Below are 23,641 nucleotides of genomic sequence, written 5' to 3'. Positions count from 1 at the left end.
AGCGGCGCCCAGTTCCTGGTGCGCTCATCCGCCCGCCGCTGCCCGACCATCCAGCACCGCCTGCCCGACGGCTCTTACCTGGCCCGCATCGGCTACGGAGTGCTACCCGTCCCGGTCCTGGTACGGGTCATCGAAGCGCAGGTCACCGTCACGCTGGCCGACACCAAGGTGCGCCGCGAGCAGTGGCGGCTGGTCGCCAGCCTGCTCGACCACTCCCGCTATCCCGCCCACGAACTCGTGGACCTCTACCACGAGCGCTGGCAGGCCGAAACCACCTACTCGCTTTCCTGACCCGACCACGCCCACCTTGCAGAGCACTAGCGTACTCAGTGTGACTACCTCTCGTGTGGTAGCTGTCACTCTGTGCGCAGCCGTAGTCATGCCCGCTGTGGCGGTCGTGCCATCAGGGCCGGCGGCAGCCGCGCCGGACGTGGCGTGCCCGAGGGTGACGCCGCCGGTTCCTCCGCCCGCCAAACCGTCGCCACCACCGGTTGACCCCGCCCAGCGGAAGGTCGGGGGGGAGGCGCTGGCCACGGCGGGATTGGCCAGCCCACCGAATGCGCCGACGGCGCCAGCAGTGACCGCCACTTCATGGCAGGTGGCGGACCTCAACAGTGGCGCGGTTCTCGGTGGGTGCGGTCCGCACGAGCGCCGAACGCCGGCCAGTGTGCAGAAGCTGCTGCTGGCCGCGGCCCTGATGCCCCGCCTCGATCCGAAGCAGGTCGTCGAGGTGAAACGGAAAGATCTGGCCGATCTCGACCCGGCCAGTTCGGTGATGGGCCTGGTCGAGGGCGGCCGGTACCCGATCGAGTCCCTGTGGCTGGGCCTTCTCCTGAAGTCGGGCAACGACGCGGCAAACGTGCTGGCCCGCTCCGGCGGGGGCGACAAAGGCAGGCAGGGCGGAGTCGACGCAATGAACGAGGAAGCCCGCCGGCTGCACGCGAACCAGACCCACGCCGCAACGCCCTCGGGCCTGGACGGCCCCGGCCAGTACACCAGCGCGTACGACCTGGCGCTGATCGCCCGGGCCTGCTTCGCCCGCGAGGACTTCCGGCGATACATCGCCACCCGGGTGGCGGAGGTACCGGCACAGCCGGGAAAGCCGGCCTTCCAGATCGTCAACGACAACACTCTGCTGGACCGCGTTCCCGGCATCCTCGGCGGGAAGACCGGCTTCACCTCACTGGCTCGGCAAACGTACGTCGGCGTCGTGGAACGCGACGGGCGACGGCTCGCGGTGACCCTGCTCGGGGCGGAGACCGCCCCGCTGGGGAGCTTGGGGGAGGCGATTGCCCTGCTGGACTGGGGCTTCGCTCTTCCTCCCGACGCCTCCGTCGGTCAACTGGTCACACGCGAAGAGAAGAAGTCATCGTCATTATCATTGTTGACCGGCCTTGGCCTCGGCGCTGCCGCCGGACTGGTAGTCATGATCGTCGCGGTCCTCTGGTGGCGTAGAAGGGGCGTCAAGGACGTCCAGACCATCATCAACAGGCCCAGCGGCTGACGGCACGACGCATGATGGTGCCATGCCATCCCCGCCTACGATGGGAGCTGTCCGCGCTTGCGGCCGATGTGCTGCAGTGTCTCTTGCAGGGCGGCGATCTCCCGAGCCACTGCTCGCCCTTCGCCTCGGCAACCCGGTCGAGGATGTTCACCCTCGATCGCCTCGAGAAGCACCGAGCCAATCGTGATTCGACGCATGGCTCGGATCTCGTCCAGTCATCGGTACCGACCGTCGTAGCGGACTCCGCTCCGGGTATCCGTGAAGCTGACGCCCACCCGCACTCCGTTCTCGATGATCCACCGAACCGTGTACGTCGCCCGATAAGTCGGCGGCCAGAATGAAGCGAAGGTCCCGTCACCCGTAACAGACCACTCGCCAGCTGACGGCAGGCCTCCGTCGACGTAGGTCGTTCGACCCTCCGCCGTGAACGATTGAGTTGCACCGTCTTGGAATACGAACTGTGCAGCGGTGAGGGCGGCGATCATGTCCGCCGCATCGACCGGCTGGCCATCGACAACGTCCCCAACGGAGGGAATAGGGCCCATCGAACGCTCCTGACATCGGGCAAGACACTGGTGGCCGACATCTCGCAGTGGCGACGACATGTCAAATGATCAACTCGGAACAACCTATTAGTCCCACTTCCATGGACGCTATCGTCCATTATAGTCACGCTACAGAAGCATCCGGCCAGACAAGGATGCACCGCCACGACCGTCAGGCGCGCTGCTGCTCCAAACCACTGATGGCCAGTGGAGGCGCTTGCCAGCCAATGCCACGCCAGTCTAGTCTGGACGTGATGGTCCAGTTACTTGACGCCGGATTGCGGGCAACTACGTCCTCACCGCGGAGAATCTCATCACCGGGCACTCGCTAATGATGACGTCATGGGCGGGTACCACATCGACATCCACCGGCCGAGTGGAAGCACGGGTGGCAGCGGGATCGCGGCCGCCTGGCCACATGGGGAGGGGCGCATGGCAGTGATCACACGCGGCTTCGGCGGCCGCAGACGCGACGACACCGACCTTCCGCCCGGCCAGTACCGCACGGACGACTTCCCGGTGCTGTCGGCGGGACCGACACCGCGCATCGGCCTCGACGAGTGGGAGCTCGCCGTCGTCACCGAGACCGGCGAGCGGAGCACGTGGTCATGGGCGGAGTTCACCGCCCTTCCTGCCGACGAGCCGACCGTGGACATCCATTGCGTCACGCACTGGTCGAAGTTCGGCACGAGTTGGCGAGGCGTCTCGGTGGACACGTTGCTGGCCGACGTCGAGACTACGGCCGAGTACGTCGTCGCCCACTCCTACGGCGGCTACACCACGAACGTCCCGCTCGAGGACCTTCTCGACGGCCAGGCCTGGGTGGCGTACGAGTTCGACGGCGAGCCGCTGGTGCCGGTGCACGGCGGGCCAGCTCGTCTCCTCATTCCTCACCTGTACTTCTGGAAGAGCGCGAAATGGCTGCGCGCACTGGAGCTGCGTCTCGACGACGAGCCCGGGTTCTGGGAGACGGCCGGCTACCACAACTACGGTGACCCATGGCGCGAGCGGCGGTACGGGGCAGACTGACCTGGCAGCCGGCGACCGTCGCCGCCACCCGGGCGGAGACTGCGACGGCGCGGACCCTGCTCCTCGACGTCGACGGCTGGACAGGTCACGTGCCGGGCCAGCACGTCGATGTCCGGTTGACGGCTCCCGACGGCTACACGGCGTACCGCAGCTACTCGATCTCGTCCGCCCCGGGGCCCGACCGGCTCGAGGTGACCGTCCAGGCGGTGACCGACGGTGAGGTCTCGCCGTACCTCGTCGACGTGGCAGAGCCGGGTGACCAACTCGAGATCCGTGGGCCGCTCGGCGGCTGGTTCGTACGCCGACCCGCCGATCCGCGCCCGGCGTTGCTGATCGGCGGCGGGTCCGACGTGGCGCCCCTGATGTCGATGGTGCGTGCGGCGACGAATCCCACCAGGCTGCTCTACTCGACCCGATCCCCGTCCGATGCGCTGTTCTCTGCGGAGCTTGCAACTGCAGAAGCCGCAGGCGATGGTCGCGTCGCAGTCACACACACATATACCAGGGTCGCGCCCCCCGGCTGGCCGGCCCCACCCCGACGACTGGACGCGGACGCCCTCGCCCGCGTCGCCTGGCCCCGCGATGCCGACGCTGTGGCGTTCGTCTGCGGGCCCACCGGATTCGTCGAGACCGTTGCCGACCTCCTCGTCGACATCGGCCACGATCCCGCGAACATCCGCACTGAACGTTTCGGACCCACCGGAGGATGACCATGTCGACCACCAACGTCGGAGCCGACGACGCACCCTGGGTGGACGGTAACGCCCTCGCCGGACCGCTCGGCGAGATCATGGGGACCGACCTCACCGTTGCCGAGCTCACCTGCGCCGGGTGCCGGACGCCCCGTCCGCTGGCCGCGATGCGCGTGTTCGACCGAGCGCCCGGCCTCGTCGCCCGATGTCCTAGCTGCGAGGACGTCGTTATGCGCGTGGTGCGCACGGCCGGCCGGGTCCTGGTCGACCTGCGTGGGTCGCTCGTCCTCAGCCTCCCGATGCCGACTGTCTGAGCGCTAAATATCCGGTCAATCGTGGCGCAATCCGGACGATGCCAACGTCTCCGACGTCGGTGGCAATAGTCCGAGGCGGGATACTCCTGCCACTTCATCCGACGTGACTGGGCGCTCCCAGGTCGCTGACCAGACGCGAGATTCAGGAGGCAACATGGCGGGCAACGCCGAGGACATGATCACGTTGACCAGTGCCGAGCAAGATTTGAGTGGCTCGAACCTGTGGGGAGCCACCGCGCCCGACGTCGTGCCGCTCGAGCGCGACCACGTGCGGGTCGGCCGAGCCAGGCCTCGCCGAATTTGCTGGTGGTTTCCCTGAGGGCGCGGGCTGCGGACGCGTACGGGCACGTCCGCAGCCCAGTCGGCGTGATCCCGGCGTTACGTTTCGAGGGTCAGTTGCGGCGGCCATGATGTCGACGTCGGCGATGGCGCCGGTCATCCAGCTCGACTTGTCCGACAGCAGGAACGACACCGCGTTCGTGATGTCCTCCGGGCTGCCGGGAGCTGGTTTCGCCGGGTGCCCACCCGGGTAGCGGACCAGTCCGATGACGTCTTCCGGTACGAGTCGCCCGACCTGGCCACGCCGTTGACGCTGATCCGCAAGGAGGGCCGGACCGCTCGCTGTCCCCGAGTCCTCACGGACGAACGCGGATGATCGTCTTCCCGGTGATCCGCTCGGTCGGGTTGAGAGCGGCGACGGCGTCGTCGAGGGTCGCGACGTTGCCGATGTTCGTCCGCAGCCGACCATCCCTGATCCGCTGGACGATCTCACCGAGTTGGGCGCGATCGGACACGACGACGAAATCGACCGCCAGGCCGTCCGCGGGCCGCGCCTCGGGTGGCCCGACGACGGACACCAGGGTTCCTCCGGCTCGAATCAGGCCTGCGGACCGCTTCCCGATGTCGCCGCCGATGACATCGAAAACCAGATCGACTCCGCCGACGTCTTCGAGGACGTCGTTCTCGAGGTCGACGAACTCCTGCGCGCCGAAGTCGAGCGCCTTCTGACGGTCGGCAGCGCGTCCGGTGCCGATGACATAGGCGCCGGCCTCGCGTGCGAGCTGCGTCACCATCGATCCGACTGCGCCGGCCGCGCCCTGCACGAGGACGCTCTGCCCCGCCTGAAGGCGGCCGTGTTCGAACAGTCCCTGCCACGCGGTCAGGCCCGAGATCGGCAGGCTCGCGCCCACCGTGAAGTCGACGTCGCCGGGCAGCGGCGCGAGGTTGCGTGCCTCGACGGCCACATACTCCGCCAGGGTGCCGTCGCGATTCCAGTCCGTGAGGCCGAACACCCGCTGTCCCACAGACAGTCCCGTCGTGCCATAGCCGAGAGCGGTGACCACTCCAGCCAGCTCGTGCCCGGGAATCGACGGCGTCCGGTCACGGCCGAGGCGATCGGTCCAGGTCGAGGGCCACGCCATCTCAGTCGGGACGAATCCCGACGCATGAACCTGAACGACGACGTCGTTCAGCGCCGGTTCCGGCTCGAGCCGCTCCATCAGCGTCATCCCGGCCGTTCCCGCGGCCTCGTCCGTCACCACAATCGCCTTCATCCGGTACCTCCTTGTATCCAGTCCTCGTTTGCACGGTCACGAGGAGCAAATTTCGTTTCACCAGCATTAGCGGCGCCAGGCCTCGGCGTCTTACCACGCTGATCGGTAGCGGTTGTGGCGCGAGGGTCTCGAGCAACGAGCGCGATAGCGAAGTCGTCGGTAAGACGGCGCCGGGGTCGAGGCCCCGCCGGCGCGATCCCGGCGTTACGTTTCGAGGGTCAGTTGCGGCCGGCCATGATGCCGCCGTCGACGTCGACGATGGCGCCGGTCATCCAGCTCGATTTGTCCGACAGCAGGAACGACACCGCGTTCGCGATGTCCTCCGGGCTGCCGACACGCCCCAGCGGGTGGAAGCTGTCGAAGCTGCCGACGGTTTCATCGAGCTTGTCCGCCGGGACGAAGCCCAGGTACAGGGGTGTCTTCACGACCGCCGGCGCGACCGCGTTGACCCGGATGCTGTGCGGCGCCAGCTCGATCGCGAGGGCCTTAGTGAACGAGTGCAGGCCGCCCTTCTGCACGGAGTAGCCGGAGTGCGGCGTCGCCGCGATGCCCTGGTGCGCCCACATCGAGCCGATGTTGACGATGGCGCCGCCCCGGCCCCCGGCGACCATGCCCGCGACGACGGTCTGCGTTATGAAGAACAGCGCGCGGTTCAGTTCGTTGTACGAGTCGTAGAAGGCTTCGTCGTACTCGCTGAACGCCCTTGGGATGAAGAATCCCGCGGCGTTGACGAGCAGGGTCGCGTCGGCGTGCTCGGCGGCGAGCTGCTTTCGGACCTCGGGCACCTGGTCGCGGTCGGTCAGCTCGGCTGTGATGCCCCACGCCTTTCCGTTCTGCGACAAGGCTTCGACCGCGGCCCCGACCTTTTCCTGGTCTCGGCCCGTGATCACGGCGGTGCCGCCCGCGGCGACGACCTGGTGGGCCGTGGCGAGGCCCATGCCGCTGCTGCCGCCGACGACCACGACCTTACGGCCCTCGAAACTCTCACTCATGACAGTTGTTCCTTCCCCACCGAATCGCGATTTGTGTTGGCAGCACCCGGTTCCCCGGGAGTGGCGCGACGTCCGTAGAACTCGGCGCCGGTGGGCACGTCGGACAGTTCGTCGCTAGCGGAGGCAGCCAGTCGGACGCCCCGAACCTAGTCGCGGTAGAACTGGTCGGTCAAGTCCACTCTTGGGGTCGAGCGGGTGCTACTGGGGCGGCGACGTACCCCAGGCCACGCCCTGTAACGACGGTACCCAGCCGGCCACTTCCGGACATCTTCTCCGGACTTGATGGTCCACAAATGGTAGGGGCGGCGGGAATACAACTGGCCCGTAGGGTGTCTGTACATGTGCGCGTCCAGGTGCGTTTCACCTGGTTCCCCAGCTTGGCGCCGCAAGGCCGGGAAGGGAGAGCTGTGCCCCAGCAGACCCATCACCACAAGAACCGGGAAGCCGTTTCGCGGCTCGACCCGGAGCAGTACCGCGTGACCCAGCAGGACGGCACCGAGCGCCCGTTCGCCAACGCCTACTGGGACAACCACGAGCCCGGCATCTACGTCGACGTCGTGTCCGGCGAGCCGCTGTTCGCATCGGTCGACAAGTACGACAGCAACTCCGGCTGGCCGAGCTTCACGAAGCCGATCGTCAAGACGAACGTCGTCAAGAGCGAAGACTCCAGCCATGGGATGATCCGGACTGAGGCCCGCTCGCTGCACGGGGACAGCCACCTCGGCCACGTCTTCAACGACGGTCCCCCCGACAAGGGTGGACTGCGCTACTGCATCAACTCCGCGTCGTTGCGGTTCATCCACCTCGACGACCTGGAGAACGCAGGGTACGGCGAATACCGCACCCTGTTCACGAGTGACACCAACATTGACACCGACGACAAGTAGGGAGACGACGTGACCACCGAAAAGGCGATCCTCGCCGGCGGCTGCTTCTGGGGCATGGAAGAGCTGTTCCGCCGCCAGCCCGGCGTCGTGTCCACGCGCGTCGGCTACAGCGGCGGCGACGTCCCGAACGCCACCTACCGCAACCACGGCACCCACGCGGAGTCCATCGAGGTCGTCTACGACACCGAGAAGACCGACTTCCGCGCGCTGCTCGAGTTCTTCTTCCAGATCCACGACCCCTCGACGAAGAACCGCCAGGGCAACGACCTCGGCACCAGCTACCGCTCGGCGATCTTCTACACCAGCGACGAGCAGAAGCGGGTCGCCGAGGACACGATCGCCGACGTCGACGCCTCGGGCCTGTGGCCCGGTAAGGTCGTCACCGAGGTCACCCCGGCAGGCGACTTCTGGGAGGCTGAGCCCGAGCACCAGAACTACCTGCAGACCTACCCCAACGGTTACACCTGCCACTTCCCCCGCCCCGGGTGGAAGCTCCCGAAGCGGGCGACGGCCTGACACCTCCGGCGCGCGGACCCCGGGTCCGCGCGCCGGCCCGGGCCGAGGTGGTCGGCCTGGACGAGGAGTCAGCCGAATGGGTGCAGGCTCTTTCCGGCACCGGTGCCGAGCGAGACGTGGCATTCGATCGGCTACACGAGATGCTGGTGCGCGTGGCGTCGCGGGAGGTGCGCCGGCGCGCGACGCGCTCCCCGTCGACCAGGCCCGCGCTGACCGACGTCGCCCACCAGGCAGCGTCCGACGCGATGGTGGCGATCCTCGCCAAGCTCGCGACGTTCCGTGGCGAGAGCCGCTTCACCACCTGGGCGTACCGTTTCGTCGTGCGCTACCCACCTGCGAGCGTCGGTGTGCCGAGGCGTCGCTCTCCCTACCACACGCCGCTCGAGTACCCAGGGTCGCCGTGTGAGCGGCCGTGAGCCGTTGTAAGCGGTCGTGAGTGGGTGGGCACCGAGCCAGGGCAGGTCTTGGGCGTCCCCATGGCGGTGCCAGCAAGGGTGGCCCGAGCGGAGCCGATCGGGACCGACTCGACCTTGATGCGGCGGGTCCGGTCGCCAGTGCGACCGACCTCGCAACGGCAACCTTGCGCATCCGCCTGGCGTCAGTCGTGACGGCTGCCGGGCGTTAGCGGCCCCCGGTCTCAGGACCTGCGTGACGTATCGGTATCAGGACCTGGGTGAACCTCCGCCCTCTGTGGCATCGGCCGATGCTTGGCCAAGGTCGACGAGCTAATCCGATCCAGCGGGGGACGGATGGAAGGAACTCATCGGCCTCGACGTCGCCCGTCCGTGTAACGCGGGCCGCTCGATTCCAGGCCACGGCAGCACGTCCGCAGTCACCACCGCTGTGCGCATGGCAGAATGCGCCCAAACCCGGAGCAGAGCTGGCAGAACGGGCGAGCCGATGACGACGAGCAGAGCGGCCAAGCTGCTGCGGAGAGCCGGGGACCCGCAGCGGGCTACGTTCCTGGAACTCTTCTTCGACCTGGTGTTTGTCGTCGCGCTCGCTCAGCTCTCACGCGGACTGGCCGAGGATCTCGGGTGGAGCGGTGCCTTCCGGACGCTGGTGCTGTTGCTGGCCCTGTGGTGGGTCTGGTCCAGCACCGCGTGGATAACCGACCGGACGAACACGCAACAACCGGCAATCCAGGCACTGGTCATCGCGACCATGGTTGGCAGCCTGGTGATGGCGGCCGCGCTGCCCGAGGCATTCGGCGACACAGGCCTGATCTTCGCGGGAGCCTACGTCGCCGTCCAACTCGGCCGCGGGCTCGTCCTCGCGGTCATCTTTCGTGGCCACGAGCTGCAGCGGCACGCCGTGCGCGGGCTGTTCTGGTACGGCCTGTCGGCGCTGCCGTGGATCGCGGGGGCGCTCGTGCACGGTACGGCGCGTGACGCGTTGTGGGCACTCGCGGTGGTCCTTGACCACACGGCAGGCTCACGCGGCTTCCCCACCCCGGCGGCGGGCCGTACGCCCAGCCAAGACCTTGTGATCTCGGACGAGCACCTGTCCGAGCGCTACCGGCAGCTCTTCATCATCGCGCTCGGCGAGCTGATCCTGGTGACGGGGCTGGCGTTGAGCAGCAGCGGCTTCGCGCCGGGGGTGGTCGCCGCGTTCGCAGTGTCGATGGCGACCACCGTGCTGCTGTGGCGGATCTACATATACCGCGCTGGGGAAGTCCTGGAGGGAGCGATTGCCGCGTCTGCCGAACCGGCGCGCCTCGCCCGATCGGCGTCATACGCCCACCTGGTGATGGTGGCCGGCGTGGTCGTTGCCGCCGTCGGCGCCGAACTCGTCATCGCCCATCCACTCGGGCACACCCCACCGGCCTGGATCGCCGTCATACTCGGCGGACCCGCGCTGTACCTGGTCGGGCGCGCCCACTTCGAGTACGCCGTGTTCGGCCGCGTGTCCCGGTCTCGACCGATCGGCGTGCTTGTCCTGGGCGCCCTGACACCGGCGATGCTCCCCCTTCCGCCACTGCCGGTCGCCACCGCCCCTGCCCTCGTCCTGACCGGGATCGCCATATCCGACGCAGCCCGCGCCCGCGGACGCCCGCCCGAGCCGCCGTCACCACCCAGCTAGCCGGCCTTCAGGCGGCCGACGGTGCGGGGATGTCGACGGTGTCCATCACGTTGTTCAGGAAGTTGGTCACCGAGAACTGCACGGTCAGGGCGACGATCTCGAGAATCTGAGAGTCCTTGTAGCCGGCCTGCCTGACTAGATCGAGGTCGGCGTCGCTCACCTCGCCGTGAGTCTCGATCACCTTCTTGGAAAAGTCACGGCCGCACTGCACCTGGGATCGGTGGCGCGACCCTGCCGGTAGAGGTCCAGTTCCTCAACCGGGATACCGCCGAACTCGACGGCCGCCAACGTGTGGACCGCTTTGCAGTAGCGGCAACCGCCACAGCGAGGACCAAATAGTCCCGGAAAGAATCGCCCTATCGATGATCTCGCGGACATAGCAGCCGTTTAATCAAGCTGGCGGCGCATGCGTTCGTCCTTCACCATCACGCGACATGACGCCGGATGGACTCCAAGGCCCCATCCTCCATGGATTATCTGGCGCGCCGCTGGATACACTTGACCGATGGGCGACGAGCAGGTGGCTCCGCCGTCGAAGCAGCGGAGGATCAGTCAACGGGGCATCGCGACGCGAGAGCGGATCCTCGAGGCGGCGAACCGGCTGATGTTCGTGCGGGGAGTGAACGCGACGACCCTTGACGACGTCCGCGAGGCAAGCCAGACGAGCAAGTCTCAGCTTTACCACCACTTCGCCGACAAGCAGGAGCTCGTGCGCGAGTTGGTCAAATATCGAGGCGCGCTTGTGCTTCAGCGCGAGCGCGGAGGGCTCGAACGGCTGAGATCGTTCTCAGGGCTGGTCCGGTGGCGTAACGCGCTGGTCCAGGCCAACTCGCTGAACAACGGCAAATACGGGTGCGGCCTCGGGTCGATGGCTGTCGAGCTGTCCGATCAAGATGAGCAGGCTCGAGCGATGCTGTCGGAGACGTTTGCGACATGGGGAAAGCTGATCAGTGATGGTCTGCACCGGATGCGGGACAGCGGTGCACTGCGCGAGGACGCCGACCCGGAGAAGTTGGCCACGGGGTTGATGGCAGCTTTGCAAGGCGGCTACTTGCTGGCGAACGCCGCGCACAACGTCGCACCCATGGAAGTTGCTCTGGACATGGCGCTGGAACACATCAAATCGTTCCTCTTGGAGCCGTCCGGCGAGCCGACCCGTTAATTGAGCCCTTCCTATCGTGATCAGGCTGGTCACGGCGGGTGCGAGCAGCCCGGAGATCGATGAGGGCGAGGCTCCAGGCAAGACAGCAGTCAGACCAAGATCCGAGGCCGCTGTCGGGTGAAAATCGACGTTTTCCGGGCGAGGGGCTTGGCGCGACACGATGGCCGACAGTAGGTGCCGGTCGTCTTCACCGCGGTGAGAAAGCTGCCATCGAGTCGTTCCTCGCGTCGTTGGATCGCCTCGTGCTGCGACTGCGGATCACTGAGCATCGATGTTCCTCATGTTGTGCCGATTTGAGTCCACATTCGAGTCACGGGAGGCGACGACGATCGCCGACCTGATGCGTAAACGAGGGCAAATCCTAGCCTTAACGGACTGATAAGTCCATCTCGGGGTTTGGCGTTGAGCGAGTTCAGCTCGGGACGTCTTGGTCCTAACCGCCTCTCGGTGCAGCTTAAAGCACCCCGAGGTGATGGTTCGCGAGGGCCGAGCGGTTCTGGCAACGGGTGATCAATTGGACTATCTAGTCCGCTAAGGCTAGCCTGCGGAGGTACTCGGTCATGGGGTGATACGCCCGGCCGCAGCCCCCGCTCAGACTGCGGCTCGGCTGCTGCTGGATCTGAGCATCTGGACCGTCACTACCAGGATCTACAGGAAGGCACGGCTGATGGAAACCGATCGGGATCGTGTCCTCGCATCCGCCCGAGCTGTCCTTCCGGCCACTGAGCGCCGGCGCACGGACATGGCCACCCGCAGCTTCACGTTCGTCGCCGATGAACCGCACAACGGCGCACTCGGCGAAGGCCCGACGCCGACGGAGTACCTGTTGATGGCGCTCGCGTCGTGCACTGCTCAGACGCTGCGGCAGTACGTCGACTATAAGTACGACACCGCCGGTGACATCACCGTCGAGATCGACTACCACGAACCCGAGCAGGAAGGCGCAGAGCGTTACCTGCAGCGCACGATCACGCTGAGCGAAGAACCTGACCCCGACGACTTGAAGGTGATGCATGACATTGCCGAGAAGTCCCCGGTGACCCTGCTGATTCAGTTCGCATGGAGCGTGAGGACCGAGTTCGTCGGGCCGCGCTGAAATCAGGCCGCTTGCTGCTCGGCGATCACGGCCGGAGCAGCGAGCGGTTGTCGTTCCGCCCCAGGCGGCGATCGGGGATCGGCAGCCCGTGGCGCTGCAATGCCTGGTTCACCCGGGCCCGGACGAGGTCACGGTAATGACGGGGCGTGCGCGAGCCGTGCGCGTAGAGATCGGCGTAGGTGGAGAGCAGTTCGGGATGTTGACGGCGGAGCCAGGCGAAGAACAGGTCTTTGACGCTGCGCTCAGGTACAGCGGTGTCGGGAGAATGTTGCCTGCCCCTGCTTCGGCCAGGGTGCCGATCAACTCGTCGATCTGCTCGGTGCTGTCTGTCAGTTCGGGCGGGATCGGCGCGACGAACACGGTGGGGGTGAGACCGGCGTCGCGCATGGCTCGCAGGGCGATCAGCCGGGGCACGGTGGACGGTGCGCTGGGTTCGAGCGAGCGTTGCAGTGCCTCGTCGAGGAAGGCGATGGACATGCCGAGCTCGACGTTGACGCGCTGAGCTGCGACAGCGAGCTGATTCAGGTCGCGGCCTGGCCGCGCTGATCCTGCTGGCCGGCGCGCTCGGTGACCGCTACGGCCGCAGGCGAATCTTCCTCGCTGATCTAGCTATCCATGCTGGCCCGGCCAGCGCTTCGGAAGGTGACGTGTGACCGAAAGCAAGATGAGCGGCCGAACGATCGGGATGCCGAATCTAGCGGCACCGCTACGAGCCTTTCTGCGAACTGAGTCCGGCAGCGCCGGCGTGCTCGTGGCCGCCATCGTCGCCGCACTGCTCTGGGCCAACATCGACCTCGGCTCCTACGAAGCCGTCTGGCGCACCCAACTGTCCCTGCGCCTCGGTTACCTCGAGCTCTCCCGCGACCTGCACACCTGGATCAACAGCGGCTTGATGACGCTGTTCTTCCTGGTCGTCGGCCTTGAGGCGCGGCGCGAGTTCGACCTCGGCGACTTACGCGACCGGCGACGTTTCGTGCTGCCCAGCGTGGCCGGCGTGATCGGCATGCTGATCCCGGTGCTGATCTTCCTGGTGATCAACCACGGCGGGCCGGGCGCGCATGGCTGGGGCGTGGCTATGTCGACCGACACGGCCCTCGCGTTGGGCCTGCTGGCACTGCTCGGCCGGGGCGTGCCCGACCGGGTCCGGATCTTCCTGCTCACCGTGTTCGTGGTCGACGACTTGATCGCACTCATCGTCATCGCCCTGGTCTACAGCGACGACATCAAGATGATGCCCATCGTGGTGGCCGTAGCGGCGTTCGCGGTCATGCTGGCCATCCGCGCAGCCGGCGTCCGACGTGGCTCGGCGTACCTGCCGGTCGCCATCGTGATGTGGGGCGCGCTGCTGGTCAGCGGAGTCGACCCGGTGGTGGCCGGACTGGCCATCGGGTTGACCGCGTTCGCCTACTCTCCCGGCCGAGCTGAGCTCGAGCAGGTCAGCGGGCTGTTCCGGTCGTTCCGTGAGCAGCCGACGCCCAAGCTCGCGCGTACGGCTTCGATCGGCCTCGCGAATACGCTATCGCCCAACGACCGCCTTCAGCGCATCTACCACCCTTGGTCCAGCTACGTCATCGTGCCGCTGTTCGGCCTGGCCAACGCTGGCATCAGCATCGACGGTCCGTTCCTGGCCCAGGCGTTCGCGTCGCCTGTCACCTGGGGCGTGCTGCTCGGGTATGTCGTCGGCAAGCCGCTCGCCGTGATCGGCACCTCGGCCGGGCTCACCTGGATCTCACACGGCCGCATCCGTCCGGCCGTGGGCTGGGCGGGCGTGCTCGGCAGCGGCACGATCGCCGGTGTCAGCTTCACCGTGTCGCTGCTGATCGCCAGCCTGGCCTTCACCGGCGACCAACTGGCCGAGGCCAAAGTCGGGGTGCTCAGCGCCGCGATCGTATCCTCAGGGCTGACCTGGACCGCGTTCCGCGTCACCAACATGTTGCCCAAGGACAAGCGCACCCGGGCGCTCTTCGGCGACATGACGGAGCTGATCGACCTCATCCCAGAGGTCGACGAGGAGCAGGACCACGTCCGCGGCCCAGCCGGTGCGTCGGTAACGCTGGTGCAGTACGGCGACTTCCAGTGCCCGTACTGCGGGAAGGCCGAGCCAGTCGTCCGGCAGTTGCTGGGCCACGCCGACCTGCGTTTCGTGTGGCGTCACCTGCCTCTGCCAGACGTGCACCCGCAAGCCCGGCTAGCAGCCGAGGCCGCCGAAGCAGCGGCCGCTCAGGGCAAGTTCTGGCAGATGCACGACCTGCTGCTCGACCACCAGGACAAGCTGAACATCACTGATCTAATCAAATACGCCGGCGACCTCGGTCTGGATCAGAAACGCTTCCACGACGATCTGATAAGCCAGGCCCACGCCGGCCGCATCGAAAGCGACATCGACTCGGCCGACAACAGTGGAGTGTCCGGCACCCCGACGTTCTTCATCAACGGCCGCCGCCACTACGGCGCCTACGACATCACGACCTTGACCGCCGCCATTCGTATGGCCCGAGCCCGGGCCCGCCTCGGCCGCGAGGCACCAGCGACCCTCAAGTAAGCGCGTTCCGTTGACTCGACAGGACTCGGTACATCCAAGCACGAGAACGACCCCCGCAGGAGCGAGAAGTACGTCGATGGCTGGGCCTTCACCTCCCGTCGACGACATGCGCCTGGGCGAGTACGACCACCGCTACGACCCGGAAGTGATCTGATGACCATCAATGAAGGCGACACCCCCATGACCGACCCAACCGAGCCGACCCGCTACGCCTTCGAGTACCTCGACGAGGCCGGACACCCCGACGAGAAAGGCACCCTCAGCCAGGACCAGGCCGTCCTCATCGACGAGGTAATCGACGATCCCCACGCCCCCGCGTTCGACTTCCAAGTCGTCAACGACGAAAAACTCGGCATCTACAACGCCATCGTCGGGGACCGAGAGGTGGCTGGGCTGACCTACAACGTCGCCGGAGACGACCGACTCGTGCTGCTGGCCACCTCGGTGTTCCCCGAGTTCCGCAAACAGGGCATCGCCACCGAGCTGATCCGACGCGTCCTGGACGACGTGCGCGTGCAAGGCAAGACGGTCACCACCATGTGCCCGATCGTGCGCACCTTCATCGAGCACAACCCCGAGTACGCCGACCTCATCGACCCCGAGCACCCGGGAGTAACCCAGAGTCACACCCATTTGTCCTAAACCCACCTATTAGCTCCCCGACAGAAAGTGTGACAATGACGATCAATCTCGAGGCCGAGGCGGCCACCCGGGAAGAGAACAACGCGGCGCTCATCGCTGCTCTGAACGAGACAAGTCTCAGCAAGGTGGAATCCAGCTGGGAGCTCGATGTCATCAACGACGCGGAGCGCGGCCGCTGGATCGCCGCCCTCGGCGCCGAAGCGATCGCCGAGCTTTCGTACCGGTTCGTGGGCGGCCGTGTCGTGTTGCTAACGACCTGGGTCGACCCCGCCTACCGACGCAATCGGGTGGCCACGGAGCTCGTCGCTCGCGTGCTGGACGAGATCCGCGAGAGCGGGAAGAAGATCACCGTCATCTGCCCGGTCGTGGGCAAGTTCATTGCCCGCAACCCGGAATACCTCGATCTCATCGACAAGGTCCATCCTGGCGCCGGCGCCTACCCCCAGCACGAACCCGCGGAAGGCGACCACGACGAGGAGCTCACCGCGTTCGAGAACGACATGACGTAGCCGTCCGGCGTTCAGACGTCGTTCGAGTCGTCCAGCGGGTCCGGGATGGGCGACTGCCGGCGCAGTCGGTTCGATGGCGACGCAGCTCGCCCGTCAGGCCGGCGCCTACGTCATCGACACCGGACGTGCCAGCGGCCGGCAGATTGCAGTCGACTTCGGCGCGCACGAGTTCGTCGACCTCGACAACGACACCCTGGAAGACGTCGGCGGAGTCAATCTGGTCTTCGATGTCATCGGCGGTGACATCCAGAAGCGGTCCGCGGGTCTGGTTCGAGCCGGAGGAACGCTGGTGATCGTCACCGGGCCGCCGGAGGCGCGGCCCGCTGACGGCCTGGCGATCGACTTCGTTGTCGTGTCCGACCGAGCCCAGCTGGGTGAGATCGCCCGGCGGTCCGGGACGGACGCGTGCGGACGAACATCGGCACCGTCGCGGCCCTCGACGACGCCGTCGTCGCCCTCAACCCGACCGAGCGGACCAAGGGGAAGACGTTCATCCGCGTTCGTCCATAAGGACTCGGAGGCAGCAACCGGGCCCTCGTGGATCAGCGTCAGCTACGTGGTCAGGGCCGGACGACTCGTAGGGAACACCTCAGCGGACTCGTCAGGTGTCTGGTGCGCACCCACGCGAAGCCTCCAGACTCCGGGGCCGTTCAGAACAAGAGAAAGGCACGCATCGATGCAATACATGGCACCAGCGATCAACCAGGCTCGCCGGCGCAGAACGCTCCGGCTGGCATTCTTATCCGCGGTGGTCTCCCTGGTGGCCTCGTTTGCCGCGTCGGCCGCGCCGATCCCCCTGTTCAACATCTACCGGGCCGAGGACGGGTTCACCAACGCCGGCATCTCGATGGCCGTTGTCACCACCGCCGTCGGCACTATCGCCGCACTGTTGGTGCTGGGGCGACTGTCCAATCATCTCGGCCGACGGCTCACCGCGATCGCCAGCCTCGGCCTGCTCCTGCTGGGCTGTCTGCTGCTGCTGAACGTGCACGACATCGGCACCCTGCTGGCCGGTCGGCTACTGATGGGCTTCGGTACCGGGTTGGCCAGCAGCAGCCTCACCTCCTACATCGTCGACGCCGCACCCACCAGGCCGGAATGGTTGGCCTCCGTCGCCTCCAGCCAGGGACCCATGCTCGGCCTCACCCTCGGCGCCATCGCCTCCGGCGCCCTGGTCCAGTTCGGCCCCTGGCCACGCGACCTCATCTACCTGGTTTGCGCCGGTCTCCTCGTACTATCCGCCGCACTCATCGTCATCAGCCCGGAAACCGCAAAGCCGACGCCGGGCGCTTGGCGATCACTGTTACCCCGGGTCCGCGTACCGGCCCGGGTCAGGCATTTGCTCCCTGTCGCGGCAGCGGTGTTCCTGGCCACCTGGGCGACCGGGGCTTTCTACCAGGCCTTCGTGCCCGCGCTGGTCGAAGATCAGCTCCACACCCACAGCCCGCTCATCCTCGGACTGGTGTTCGCCGCCTACATGGCCCCCAGCGTTCTCGGCGCTCCCCTCGGCGGCCGGTTCACATCCGCGGCGGCCCAACGCGTCGGCATGATCATCTTCCTGACCGGATGGATCGGCATCATCACAGCGATCGCCATCGGCACGCTGGCGTTGTTCATCGCCGCAACCATCGTCGCCGGCGCCGGTCAAGGCATCGCCATCAGCGGCGCCACCCGCGGCCTGCTGCACGACAGCACCCTGGCCGACCGGGCACCGATCTTCAGCGCGATCTACCTCCTCTGCTACAGCGGCGCCGCCTTCCCCAGCCTCATCTCCGGGGAACTCTCGAACACCTTCTCGCTACCGCAGATCGCCCTCGGATACGGCGGACTTGCCATCGTCGCCACCCTGTTCACTGTCCTCGCTGCACGCAACCCGTACACCGACACGACCAGGAACAGGCAGCGTGGTGAGTTAATCAAAGTGATCGATAGGAACATCTGATGACCAACTGGACAACCGACGAGCTCGACTGGATCGGAAGCTCGCCAGTCTGGGCGGATTCAACTGGTCGTCGCAACACCTCGTCGACGGGTGAAGCGATGGCGTCTGGGCCGGGGCAGAAGCGGGTTCGGGAGTATCGGGGTCAGATTCCCTCGCCGGACGACCGACGGTGGCGTGGCGTGAGTCTTGGGCTGCGATCAGTCGTGGTGTGATGACCGAGGACGCGGCCACGGCGGCGGGCGTGTCGTCACCGGTTGGATTCCGGTAGTTCCGCCACTTATCCGCGACCGTTCCCGCATTCATTAGCTCGGTCGATTTCAGCCGTAGATGCCAGACGACTCCGACGGCGACCTCCTCGGTGTGAAGGAACGATCGCGGATCGATAGCCTGCCCGGTCAGCTTCCCAAGCTGGGCGGACCCTCCGTCACCGTCCATGGGCGTCTATTCCTGTTCGCGTCGGGGCCCTTGGAACGAGAAGTCGGCGGCAAGGGGCACGTGGTCAGGTCACCGGCACGGTGGATCCACGCGTCGCAGGACAAGTTCGCGATCGTCTTCGGTTCCATCTGTCATCGCTCTTGGTTGGCCTGCGCCGTGGTGCGGCCATCCCCGCCGTGCACCTCCCGTGATGAAGGTTCGGGAAAGGAGTACGGCCGAGACAGCCACGCACTAGCGTGAGCGCCGACGGCAGTAGCGCGCGGCACACCGACGACATATCGATGGAGTACCCGGCGTGTCGTGGACCGGAACGGGGGGTCAACTTCCATGGTAAAGAAGTTCATCAAAGAGGCGGTGTCGCGCAGCGCGGAGTCGGATGACGATCGACGGAAGCTTGCGTCGATGACCGACCCGACGAATCCCGCCGCGCGATCGCCGGACGACTCGGGGCCGAGTGACGCGACGATCCTGAACTTCGCCCTCAACCTCGAATACCTCGAAGCCGAGTTCTACCTTCGCGCCACCACGGGGCAGGGACTGCCTGACGAGATGACCACCGGTACCGGCACCCGGGGTGAGGTGACCGGTGGGGGCATGGTCAACTTCAGCAACTCGGTAGTGCGCAAGTTCGCACGGGAGATCGCCTCGGACGAGCGGCAGCATGTGGCCTTCCTGCGGTCCGCCCTCGGGGAGCACGCCGTTTCCCGCCCGGCGATCTCTCTTGACACGAGCTTCACCGCGGCGGCCACCGCGGCCGGGCTCATCAAGTCGGGCGAGATGTTCGACCCGTACGCCAATGATCTCAACTTCCTGTTCGCCGCGTTCCTGTTCGAGGACGTCGGCGTCTCCGCTTTCAAAGGAGCGGCACCGCTGCTGTCCAACAAGACGTACCTGGACGCTGCCGCGGGTCTGCTCGCCGCGGAGGCGTACCACGCCGGGATCGTCCGCTCCGCGCTCTACAACGAAGGCATGATCGACGATGCCGTCTTCGCGGGCGTGCAGAAGCTCTCCGACGCCCGCAACAGTCTCGACGGACCGGTCGACGACGACCAGGGTATTGGCACCAGCGCCGAGGCGAACCTCATTCCCACGGACGCCAACGGCATCGCGTACGGCCGCTCGGCCCAGTCGGTCCTGAATATCGTGTACCTCAATGCGAGCCCGGCGAACTCCGGCGGCTTCTATCCCTCCGGCGTCAACGGCGACATCGCGATGAGCGGCGGGGCCGCCAGCTAATCACCTGGCCATCGCCGCGGTCACGGCGCACTGCGGTGCGTGTTCCCGGGCCCGTACCGGACGGCCCTGCGCCCGGCACACAGCCAGCGCCACGACTCCACCCCAAGCGGCACCGGATCGCCTCCTTCGCCCCAAAGGGCAACGACCCGACAGGAAGCACATGATGCACCTCGAACTCGACCCGATCCACCGACGACGGGTTCGACGCGTTGCGGGGCAGGTTCGGCAACACGTTCGAGATGGGCATCGTCGATCCGCTGCGGGTGGCCCGCTCGGCGCTGCAGAACGGCGCCTCGGTCGCCGGCCTGCTGCTGACCACGAACACGCTGGTCGTCGAGGAGCAGACACCGTGGGATGGCAGCCCGGCGCCGATGACCCAGTTCGGGCCGCTCGACCAGGGGCTGCAGCAGCCGTCGCCGGACCCCAGTACGCCGCAATCGCTCGGGCTCGGTCCGTCGGTCGGGTGAGGCATGGGCGCCGTACTCGGTGACGGCCGGCCACCGGCCGTCACCGAGCCCGCCGCACCCGTCACCGAGCTGAGCGCGCTGCAGCTGCTGCGCTCCCGCGGGCGGCTGCGCGGGGTGCTGGCGCTGCTCGGTCCGGCGTTCGTGGCGGCGGTTGCGTACATCGACCCGGGCAACTTCGCCACCAACTTCACCGCCGGCGCGAGGTTCGGGTACACGCTGGCCTGGGTGATCGTGGTGGCCAACCTGATGGCCATGCTGGTGCAGTACCTGTCGGCCAAGGCTGGCGTGGCGACCGGGCGGGACCTGCCGGAGCTGTGCCGCGAGCACCTGCCGCGCCCGGTCTCCCGCGGCCTGTGGGTCCAGGCAGAGGTGATCGCGATGGCGACCGACCTGGCCGAGTTCGTCGGCGCGGCGGTCGGGCTGAACCTGCTGTTCGGGGTGCCGCTGTTCCCGGCCGGGCTGATCACCGCGGTCGTCGCCTTCGGGATCCTCGGCCTGGAGCAGCGCGGCTACCGGCGCTTCGAGCTTGCCATCGTCGGGCTGCTCTGCATCGTGGTTCTCGGTTTCCTCTATGACCTGGCCGTGGTCGGCGCCGACCCGGTCGGTGTCGCCGACGGGATGGTTCCTGGGCTCGCCGGCAACGACAGCCTGCTGCTCGTGGCGGGCATCATCGGCGCGACCGTGATGCCGCACGTGGTGTACCTGCACTCCGCCTTGACGAAGGCCCGGGTGGCCTGCCGGGACGACGCCGAACGCCACGAGCTGCTGCGCTTCCAGCGGCTCGACGTGGTTGTCGGGCTCGGCGCGGCCGGTGTGATCAACCTGTCCATGCTGGTGATCGCGGCCTCGCTGTTCAACCGCACCGGCCATGCCGACGTCGACTCGATCGAGGCCGCACACGCCGGGCTCGGCCACCTCGTCGGTGGCGGCGCGGCCCTCGCGTTCGCCGTGGCCCTGCTCGCCTCCGGACTGTCCTCGTCGAGCGTGGGCACCTACGCCGGGCAGGTCGTCATGCAGGGCTTCATCCGCCGGCGCATCCCGTTGTTCGTCCGGCGCGGGCTGACAATGCTCCCGGCACTGCTGGTGCTGGGGTTGGGCCTGCCGGCCACGGACAGCCTGGTCGTCTCGCAGGTGGTCCTGTCGTTCGGCATCCCCTTCGCTCTGGTCCCGTTGCTGTTGCTCACCCGCCGCGTGGACATCATGGGCTCGTTCGTCAACAGGCGGGCCACCACGGCGGCGGCGGGTGGCATCGCCGCAGTGATCATCGTGTTGAACGTGTACCTGCTGTACGTCACGTTCCTCGGATAGCCCCAGGGCCAGCCCTTCGGCCAGCCCGAGCCCGGTCCGGTTCACAGCGCTGCCATGCCGGCGAGCCCGAGCAGGGTAGCCGCCACGCTGACGAGCAGCACCGTCGCCACGTTGGCGTGCCACCACTCGATTCGCGGGCAGCGCCCTCAGTGCATGTGGCGGGTCGCAGCGGGTAATGGTCGCCAGCACGCCGACCGTCGACACAGCGACTAGGAGCGAGCGATGCGCACACGACACGCCTCGGCCAATGACCTCGCTTCCGTAGGCTTCTCGGTCCTGCGCTCCGCACTGGCGACGAACATCTTGTGGATCGGTGCGCTCAAGTTCAAGCAGTACGAGGTCGAAAACAACGAGCCCCTGGTCACCTCGAGTCCGCTGTTTTCGCGGCTACGCGAGAAGCTGGGCGCACAACAGCTCAACCGACTCATCGGGGTCACGGAGATCACCGTGGGCATTCTGATCGCCGCGAAGCCGTTTGCGCCCAGAGCGTCGGCGATCGGTAGCTTCGGGGCGGTCGGGATGTTCCTCACCACGCTCAGTTTCCTGGCGACGACGCCCGGGGCTCGGCAGGAAGGTCAGGGGATGTTGAGTCTTTCTCAGCTGGGGCAATTCCTGTTGAAGGACACGGTGCTCCTCGGTGCCGCTCTCCTGACAGCTGCCGAGTCGCTGCGCGACCGAGACGCGCGTCGGTGGCGGTGACCGGGTCAGCGCCGCGTGCCGCCGGCCGGCGGCGCGCCGTCGTAATCGAACACCGATGGGTCCAGCGTGCGGAGGCGGGTCGGCTCGGCGATGATGTCGAGCTCGGCGATCCGGCCGTCCACGACGGTCATGGCCATCACTGCGATTGGCTTCCCGTCCCGCGCCACCACGAGCCCGGCCGCCCCGTTGACGAGCGCGAGCCGGGCGAACTCGGCGCGGGCGGAGAACGCCATCGCCTGCTGGGCGACCGAGTCGGCGCCGCGGAAGGTCCGGAGCCCGCCGGGGGCGTCCGCGCGCAGCACGATGTCCGGGTCGAGCAGGGCGACCAGCGCGGTGAAGTCCCCGGCGCGCGCCGCTGCGCGGAAGGCGGCGACGACCTGCCGCTGCCGGCCCCGGTCCGGGTCGGGGACCGGCGCGCTGCTGACCCGTCGGCGGGCCCGGCTGGCCAGTTGACGCGCCGCGGTGGCCGACCGGTCGAGCACGGGTCCGATCTCGTCGAAGGGCACGCCGAACATGTCGTGCAGGACGAAGGCGAGCCGCTCGGCGGGGGTCAACGTGTCGAGCACGACCAGCAGGGCGAAGCCGACCAGGTCGGCCAGGAGCGCCTCGTGTTCCGGGTCGAGGTCGCCGACGACCGGCTCGGGCAGCCGCGCGTCCAGGGACTCCTCGCGACGGGCGGCGCGGGCGCGCAGCATGTCCAGGCAGACCCGCGCGGTGACCGTGGTCAGCCAGCGGCCCGGATGGCGGACCTCGGCGGGATCCGCGCGCTGCGCGCGGATCCAGCTCTCCTGGACCGCGTCCTCGGCCTCGCTGTGCGAGCCGAGCATGCGGTAGGCGACCGCCAGCAGGTGCGGTCGTTGCTCCTCGAACTGCCGGGTCGACCCCGGGCCCGCGTCGACGTGTTCGGTCACGGTCACATCCTCGACTGTTGATCCGTCATATGCCATGACGGCCCACATCAGGCGGACGTGACAGGGAGGGGCCATGGCAGCGATCGTGTCCGCGATCGAGATCGACCGGTCGCCGGCGGCGGTGTTCGCCTACGCGACGGACCCGGCGCGGTTCCCCGAGTGGCAGCCGGACGTGGTCCGGGTAGAGGTCGACGGGAGCGGTGTCGGGGCGCGCTTCACGACGGTACGGCGCATCGCGGGCGTCGAGCGGAGCATGGTGCAGGAGATCACCGAGGACAGCCCGTCCCACCGGTGGGCGGTCCGGGCGGTGGACGGCCTGATCCGGCCGAGCGCGACGGTCACCGTCGAGCCGCTCGACGGGGGGCGGCGCTCCCGGGCGACGTTCACCCTCGACTTCGAGGGGCACGGAATGGGTGACCTCATCGTTCCGCTCGTGCGGCGGACGGCGGCGAAGGCAGCGCCGGCCAGCTACCGCCGTCTCAAGGAACGCCTGGAGAACGACCTCGCCTGAGGTCCCGGTCCGCCGTCGGCCGCCGTACCGCTCGGCGGCCGACGCCCTGCGGCGCGGTTGCCGCCGG

At 67.4% G+C, this 23,641-nt stretch carries 28 protein-coding genes and 1 pseudogene; 23 read left to right on the top strand and 6 right to left on the bottom strand.

The features are described 5' to 3' along the window. Positions 1-18 precede the first annotated feature (18 nt). From I8N68_RS33025 to I8N68_RS21440, 7 genes are all read left to right on the top strand, one after another. Complete coding sequence (locus I8N68_RS33025; protein WP_307812915.1) at positions 19-291, top strand: transposase; 273 nt, start codon at positions 19-21, stop codon at positions 289-291. Positions 292-331: 40 nt separating this feature from the next. Next, a complete protein-coding gene (locus I8N68_RS33020; RefSeq protein ID WP_307812914.1) occupies positions 332-1,504 on the top strand; it encodes a D-alanyl-D-alanine carboxypeptidase family protein in 1,173 nt (390 codons plus the stop codon). Between the two features lie 446 nt (positions 1,505-1,950). Continuing rightward, on the top strand, positions 1,951-2,118 hold the full coding sequence (locus I8N68_RS21460) for a hypothetical protein (protein ID WP_200213133.1): 168 nt from the start codon (positions 1,951-1,953) through the stop codon (positions 2,116-2,118). 363 nt (positions 2,119-2,481) lie between these two features. After that, positions 2,482-3,078, top strand: a complete 597-nt coding sequence (locus I8N68_RS21455; RefSeq protein WP_200213130.1) for a molybdopterin-dependent oxidoreductase — start codon at positions 2,482-2,484, stop codon at positions 3,076-3,078. Continuing rightward, positions 3,048-3,788: a ferredoxin reductase gene (locus I8N68_RS21450; protein WP_200213124.1), complete on the top strand. Its 741-nt coding sequence runs from the start codon at positions 3,048-3,050 to the stop codon at positions 3,786-3,788. Before I8N68_RS21455 ends, I8N68_RS21450 begins: the two co-directional genes overlap by 31 nt. 2 nt (positions 3,789-3,790) lie before the next feature. Continuing rightward, complete coding sequence (locus tag I8N68_RS21445; protein ID WP_200213119.1) at positions 3,791-4,084, top strand: DUF6510 family protein; 294 nt, start codon at positions 3,791-3,793, stop codon at positions 4,082-4,084. Between the two features lie 154 nt (positions 4,085-4,238). Continuing rightward, a complete protein-coding gene (locus I8N68_RS21440; RefSeq protein ID WP_200213112.1) occupies positions 4,239-4,403 on the top strand; it encodes a hypothetical protein in 165 nt (54 codons plus the stop codon). A 316-nt stretch (positions 4,404-4,719) separates the two neighbouring features. Here I8N68_RS21440 and I8N68_RS21435 read toward each other — a convergent pair whose 3' ends face one another. Further along, positions 4,720-5,637 (bottom strand): NADP-dependent oxidoreductase, encoded by a 918-nt coding sequence (locus tag I8N68_RS21435; RefSeq protein WP_200213107.1) that lies wholly within the window; start codon positions 5,635-5,637, stop codon positions 4,720-4,722. Positions 5,638-5,855: 218 nt separating this feature from the next. Beyond that, positions 5,856-6,599 (bottom strand): SDR family NAD(P)-dependent oxidoreductase, encoded by a 744-nt coding sequence (locus tag I8N68_RS21430; protein ID WP_307812913.1) that lies wholly within the window; start codon positions 6,597-6,599, stop codon positions 5,856-5,858. Positions 6,600-7,036: 437 nt separating this feature from the next. On the opposite strand from I8N68_RS21430, the gene msrB reads away from it, so the two are divergent. The 4 genes from msrB to I8N68_RS21410 all read left to right on the top strand — a co-directional run bounded on the left by msrB (position 7,037) and on the right by I8N68_RS21410 (position 10,114). After that, on the top strand, positions 7,037-7,516 hold the full coding sequence (msrB, locus tag I8N68_RS21425; RefSeq protein ID WP_307812912.1) for a peptide-methionine (R)-S-oxide reductase MsrB: 480 nt from the start codon (positions 7,037-7,039) through the stop codon (positions 7,514-7,516). 9 nt (positions 7,517-7,525) lie between these two features. After that, a complete protein-coding gene (gene msrA / locus I8N68_RS21420; RefSeq protein ID WP_200213087.1) occupies positions 7,526-8,032 on the top strand; it encodes a peptide-methionine (S)-S-oxide reductase MsrA in 507 nt (168 codons plus the stop codon). Continuing rightward, the gene (locus tag I8N68_RS21415) at positions 8,002-8,448 is read left to right on the top strand and encodes a sigma-70 RNA polymerase sigma factor region 4 domain-containing protein (RefSeq protein WP_200213074.1); all 447 of its coding nucleotides are present in this window, start codon (positions 8,002-8,004) and stop codon (positions 8,446-8,448) included. Before msrA ends, I8N68_RS21415 begins: the two co-directional genes overlap by 31 nt. 484 nt (positions 8,449-8,932) lie before the next feature. Then, a complete protein-coding gene (locus I8N68_RS21410; RefSeq protein ID WP_200213068.1) occupies positions 8,933-10,114 on the top strand; it encodes a low temperature requirement protein A in 1,182 nt (393 codons plus the stop codon). Positions 10,115-10,121: 7 nt separating this feature from the next. Here the strand turns inward: I8N68_RS21410 and I8N68_RS21405 are convergent, their stop codons facing one another. Beyond that, the gene (locus I8N68_RS21405; RefSeq protein ID WP_200213062.1) at positions 10,122-10,295 is read right to left on the bottom strand and encodes a carboxymuconolactone decarboxylase family protein; all 174 of its coding nucleotides are present in this window, start codon (positions 10,293-10,295) and stop codon (positions 10,122-10,124) included. Positions 10,296-10,619: 324 nt separating this feature from the next. Here I8N68_RS21405 and I8N68_RS21400 point away from each other — a divergent pair, with 324 nt between their 5' ends. Further along, positions 10,620-11,276 (top strand): TetR/AcrR family transcriptional regulator, encoded by a 657-nt coding sequence (locus I8N68_RS21400; RefSeq protein ID WP_200213061.1) that lies wholly within the window; start codon positions 10,620-10,622, stop codon positions 11,274-11,276. 89 nt (positions 11,277-11,365) lie between these two features. Here the strand turns inward: I8N68_RS21400 and I8N68_RS34295 are convergent, their stop codons facing one another. Further along, positions 11,366-11,545: an Ada metal-binding domain-containing protein gene (locus I8N68_RS34295; protein WP_200213058.1), complete on the bottom strand. Its 180-nt coding sequence runs from the start codon at positions 11,543-11,545 to the stop codon at positions 11,366-11,368. Between the two features lie 398 nt (positions 11,546-11,943). On the opposite strand from I8N68_RS34295, the gene I8N68_RS21390 reads away from it, so the two are divergent. Next, a complete protein-coding gene (locus I8N68_RS21390) occupies positions 11,944-12,372 on the top strand; it encodes an OsmC family protein (RefSeq protein WP_200213055.1) in 429 nt (142 codons plus the stop codon). Between the two features lie 108 nt (positions 12,373-12,480). On the opposite strand, the gene I8N68_RS21385 is transcribed toward I8N68_RS21390, so the two are convergent. Beyond that, positions 12,481-12,849, bottom strand: coding sequence for a radical SAM family protein (locus I8N68_RS21385; RefSeq protein WP_200213041.1), 369 nt, complete (start codon positions 12,847-12,849; stop codon positions 12,481-12,483). A gap of 172 nt (positions 12,850-13,021) precedes the next feature. Between I8N68_RS21385 and nhaA the strand changes: the two genes are divergently transcribed. The 9 genes and pseudogenes from nhaA to I8N68_RS21340 all read left to right on the top strand — a co-directional run bounded on the left by nhaA (position 13,022) and on the right by I8N68_RS21340 (position 22,152). Further along, positions 13,022-14,914 carry a Na+/H+ antiporter NhaA gene (gene nhaA / locus I8N68_RS21380; RefSeq protein WP_307812911.1) on the top strand — a complete coding sequence of 631 codons (1,893 nt, stop codon included), beginning with the start codon at positions 13,022-13,024 and terminating at the stop codon, positions 14,912-14,914. A 153-nt stretch (positions 14,915-15,067) separates the two neighbouring features. Beyond that, complete coding sequence (locus I8N68_RS21375; protein ID WP_200213034.1) at positions 15,068-15,556, top strand: GNAT family N-acetyltransferase; 489 nt, start codon at positions 15,068-15,070, stop codon at positions 15,554-15,556. Positions 15,557-15,591: 35 nt separating this feature from the next. After that, positions 15,592-16,065, top strand: coding sequence for a GNAT family N-acetyltransferase (locus I8N68_RS21370; RefSeq protein ID WP_200213028.1), 474 nt, complete (start codon positions 15,592-15,594; stop codon positions 16,063-16,065). Between the two features lie 73 nt (positions 16,066-16,138). After that, a complete protein-coding gene (locus I8N68_RS21360) occupies positions 16,139-18,007 on the top strand; it encodes an MFS transporter (protein ID WP_234040323.1) in 1,869 nt (622 codons plus the stop codon). Positions 18,008-18,105: 98 nt separating this feature from the next. Beyond that, positions 18,106-18,272 (top strand): annotated as a pseudogene (locus I8N68_RS34505) (IS30 family transposase); the annotation flags it as partial. Positions 18,273-18,769: 497 nt separating this feature from the next. Then, positions 18,770-19,678, top strand: a complete 909-nt coding sequence (locus I8N68_RS21355) for a ferritin-like domain-containing protein (protein ID WP_200213015.1) — start codon at positions 18,770-18,772, stop codon at positions 19,676-19,678. A 239-nt stretch (positions 19,679-19,917) separates the two neighbouring features. Then, complete coding sequence (locus I8N68_RS21350; protein ID WP_200213014.1) at positions 19,918-20,145, top strand: hypothetical protein; 228 nt, start codon at positions 19,918-19,920, stop codon at positions 20,143-20,145. 3 nt (positions 20,146-20,148) lie between these two features. Further along, complete coding sequence (locus tag I8N68_RS21345; protein ID WP_200213008.1) at positions 20,149-21,453, top strand: Nramp family divalent metal transporter; 1,305 nt, start codon at positions 20,149-20,151, stop codon at positions 21,451-21,453. Between the two features lie 222 nt (positions 21,454-21,675). Then, the gene (locus tag I8N68_RS21340) at positions 21,676-22,152 is read left to right on the top strand and encodes a YkgB family protein (protein ID WP_200213002.1); all 477 of its coding nucleotides are present in this window, start codon (positions 21,676-21,678) and stop codon (positions 22,150-22,152) included. Between the two features lie 5 nt (positions 22,153-22,157). Here I8N68_RS21340 and I8N68_RS21335 read toward each other — a convergent pair whose 3' ends face one another. Continuing rightward, positions 22,158-23,063 (bottom strand): sigma-70 family RNA polymerase sigma factor, encoded by a 906-nt coding sequence (locus I8N68_RS21335; RefSeq protein WP_307812910.1) that lies wholly within the window; start codon positions 23,061-23,063, stop codon positions 22,158-22,160. Positions 23,064-23,136: 73 nt separating this feature from the next. Between I8N68_RS21335 and I8N68_RS21330 the strand changes: the two genes are divergently transcribed. Further along, positions 23,137-23,574, top strand: a complete 438-nt coding sequence (locus I8N68_RS21330; protein ID WP_200212989.1) for an SRPBCC family protein — start codon at positions 23,137-23,139, stop codon at positions 23,572-23,574. The last annotated feature ends 67 nt before the right edge of the window (positions 23,575-23,641 follow it).

This window comes from Micromonospora coerulea (assembly GCF_016598485.1).
Taxonomy (GTDB): Bacteria; Actinomycetota; Actinomycetes; order Mycobacteriales; family Micromonosporaceae; genus Micromonospora; species Micromonospora coerulea.
The sequence above is the reverse complement of the archived record's forward strand: the minus strand, read 5'-3'. Positions and strand labels throughout refer to the sequence as shown.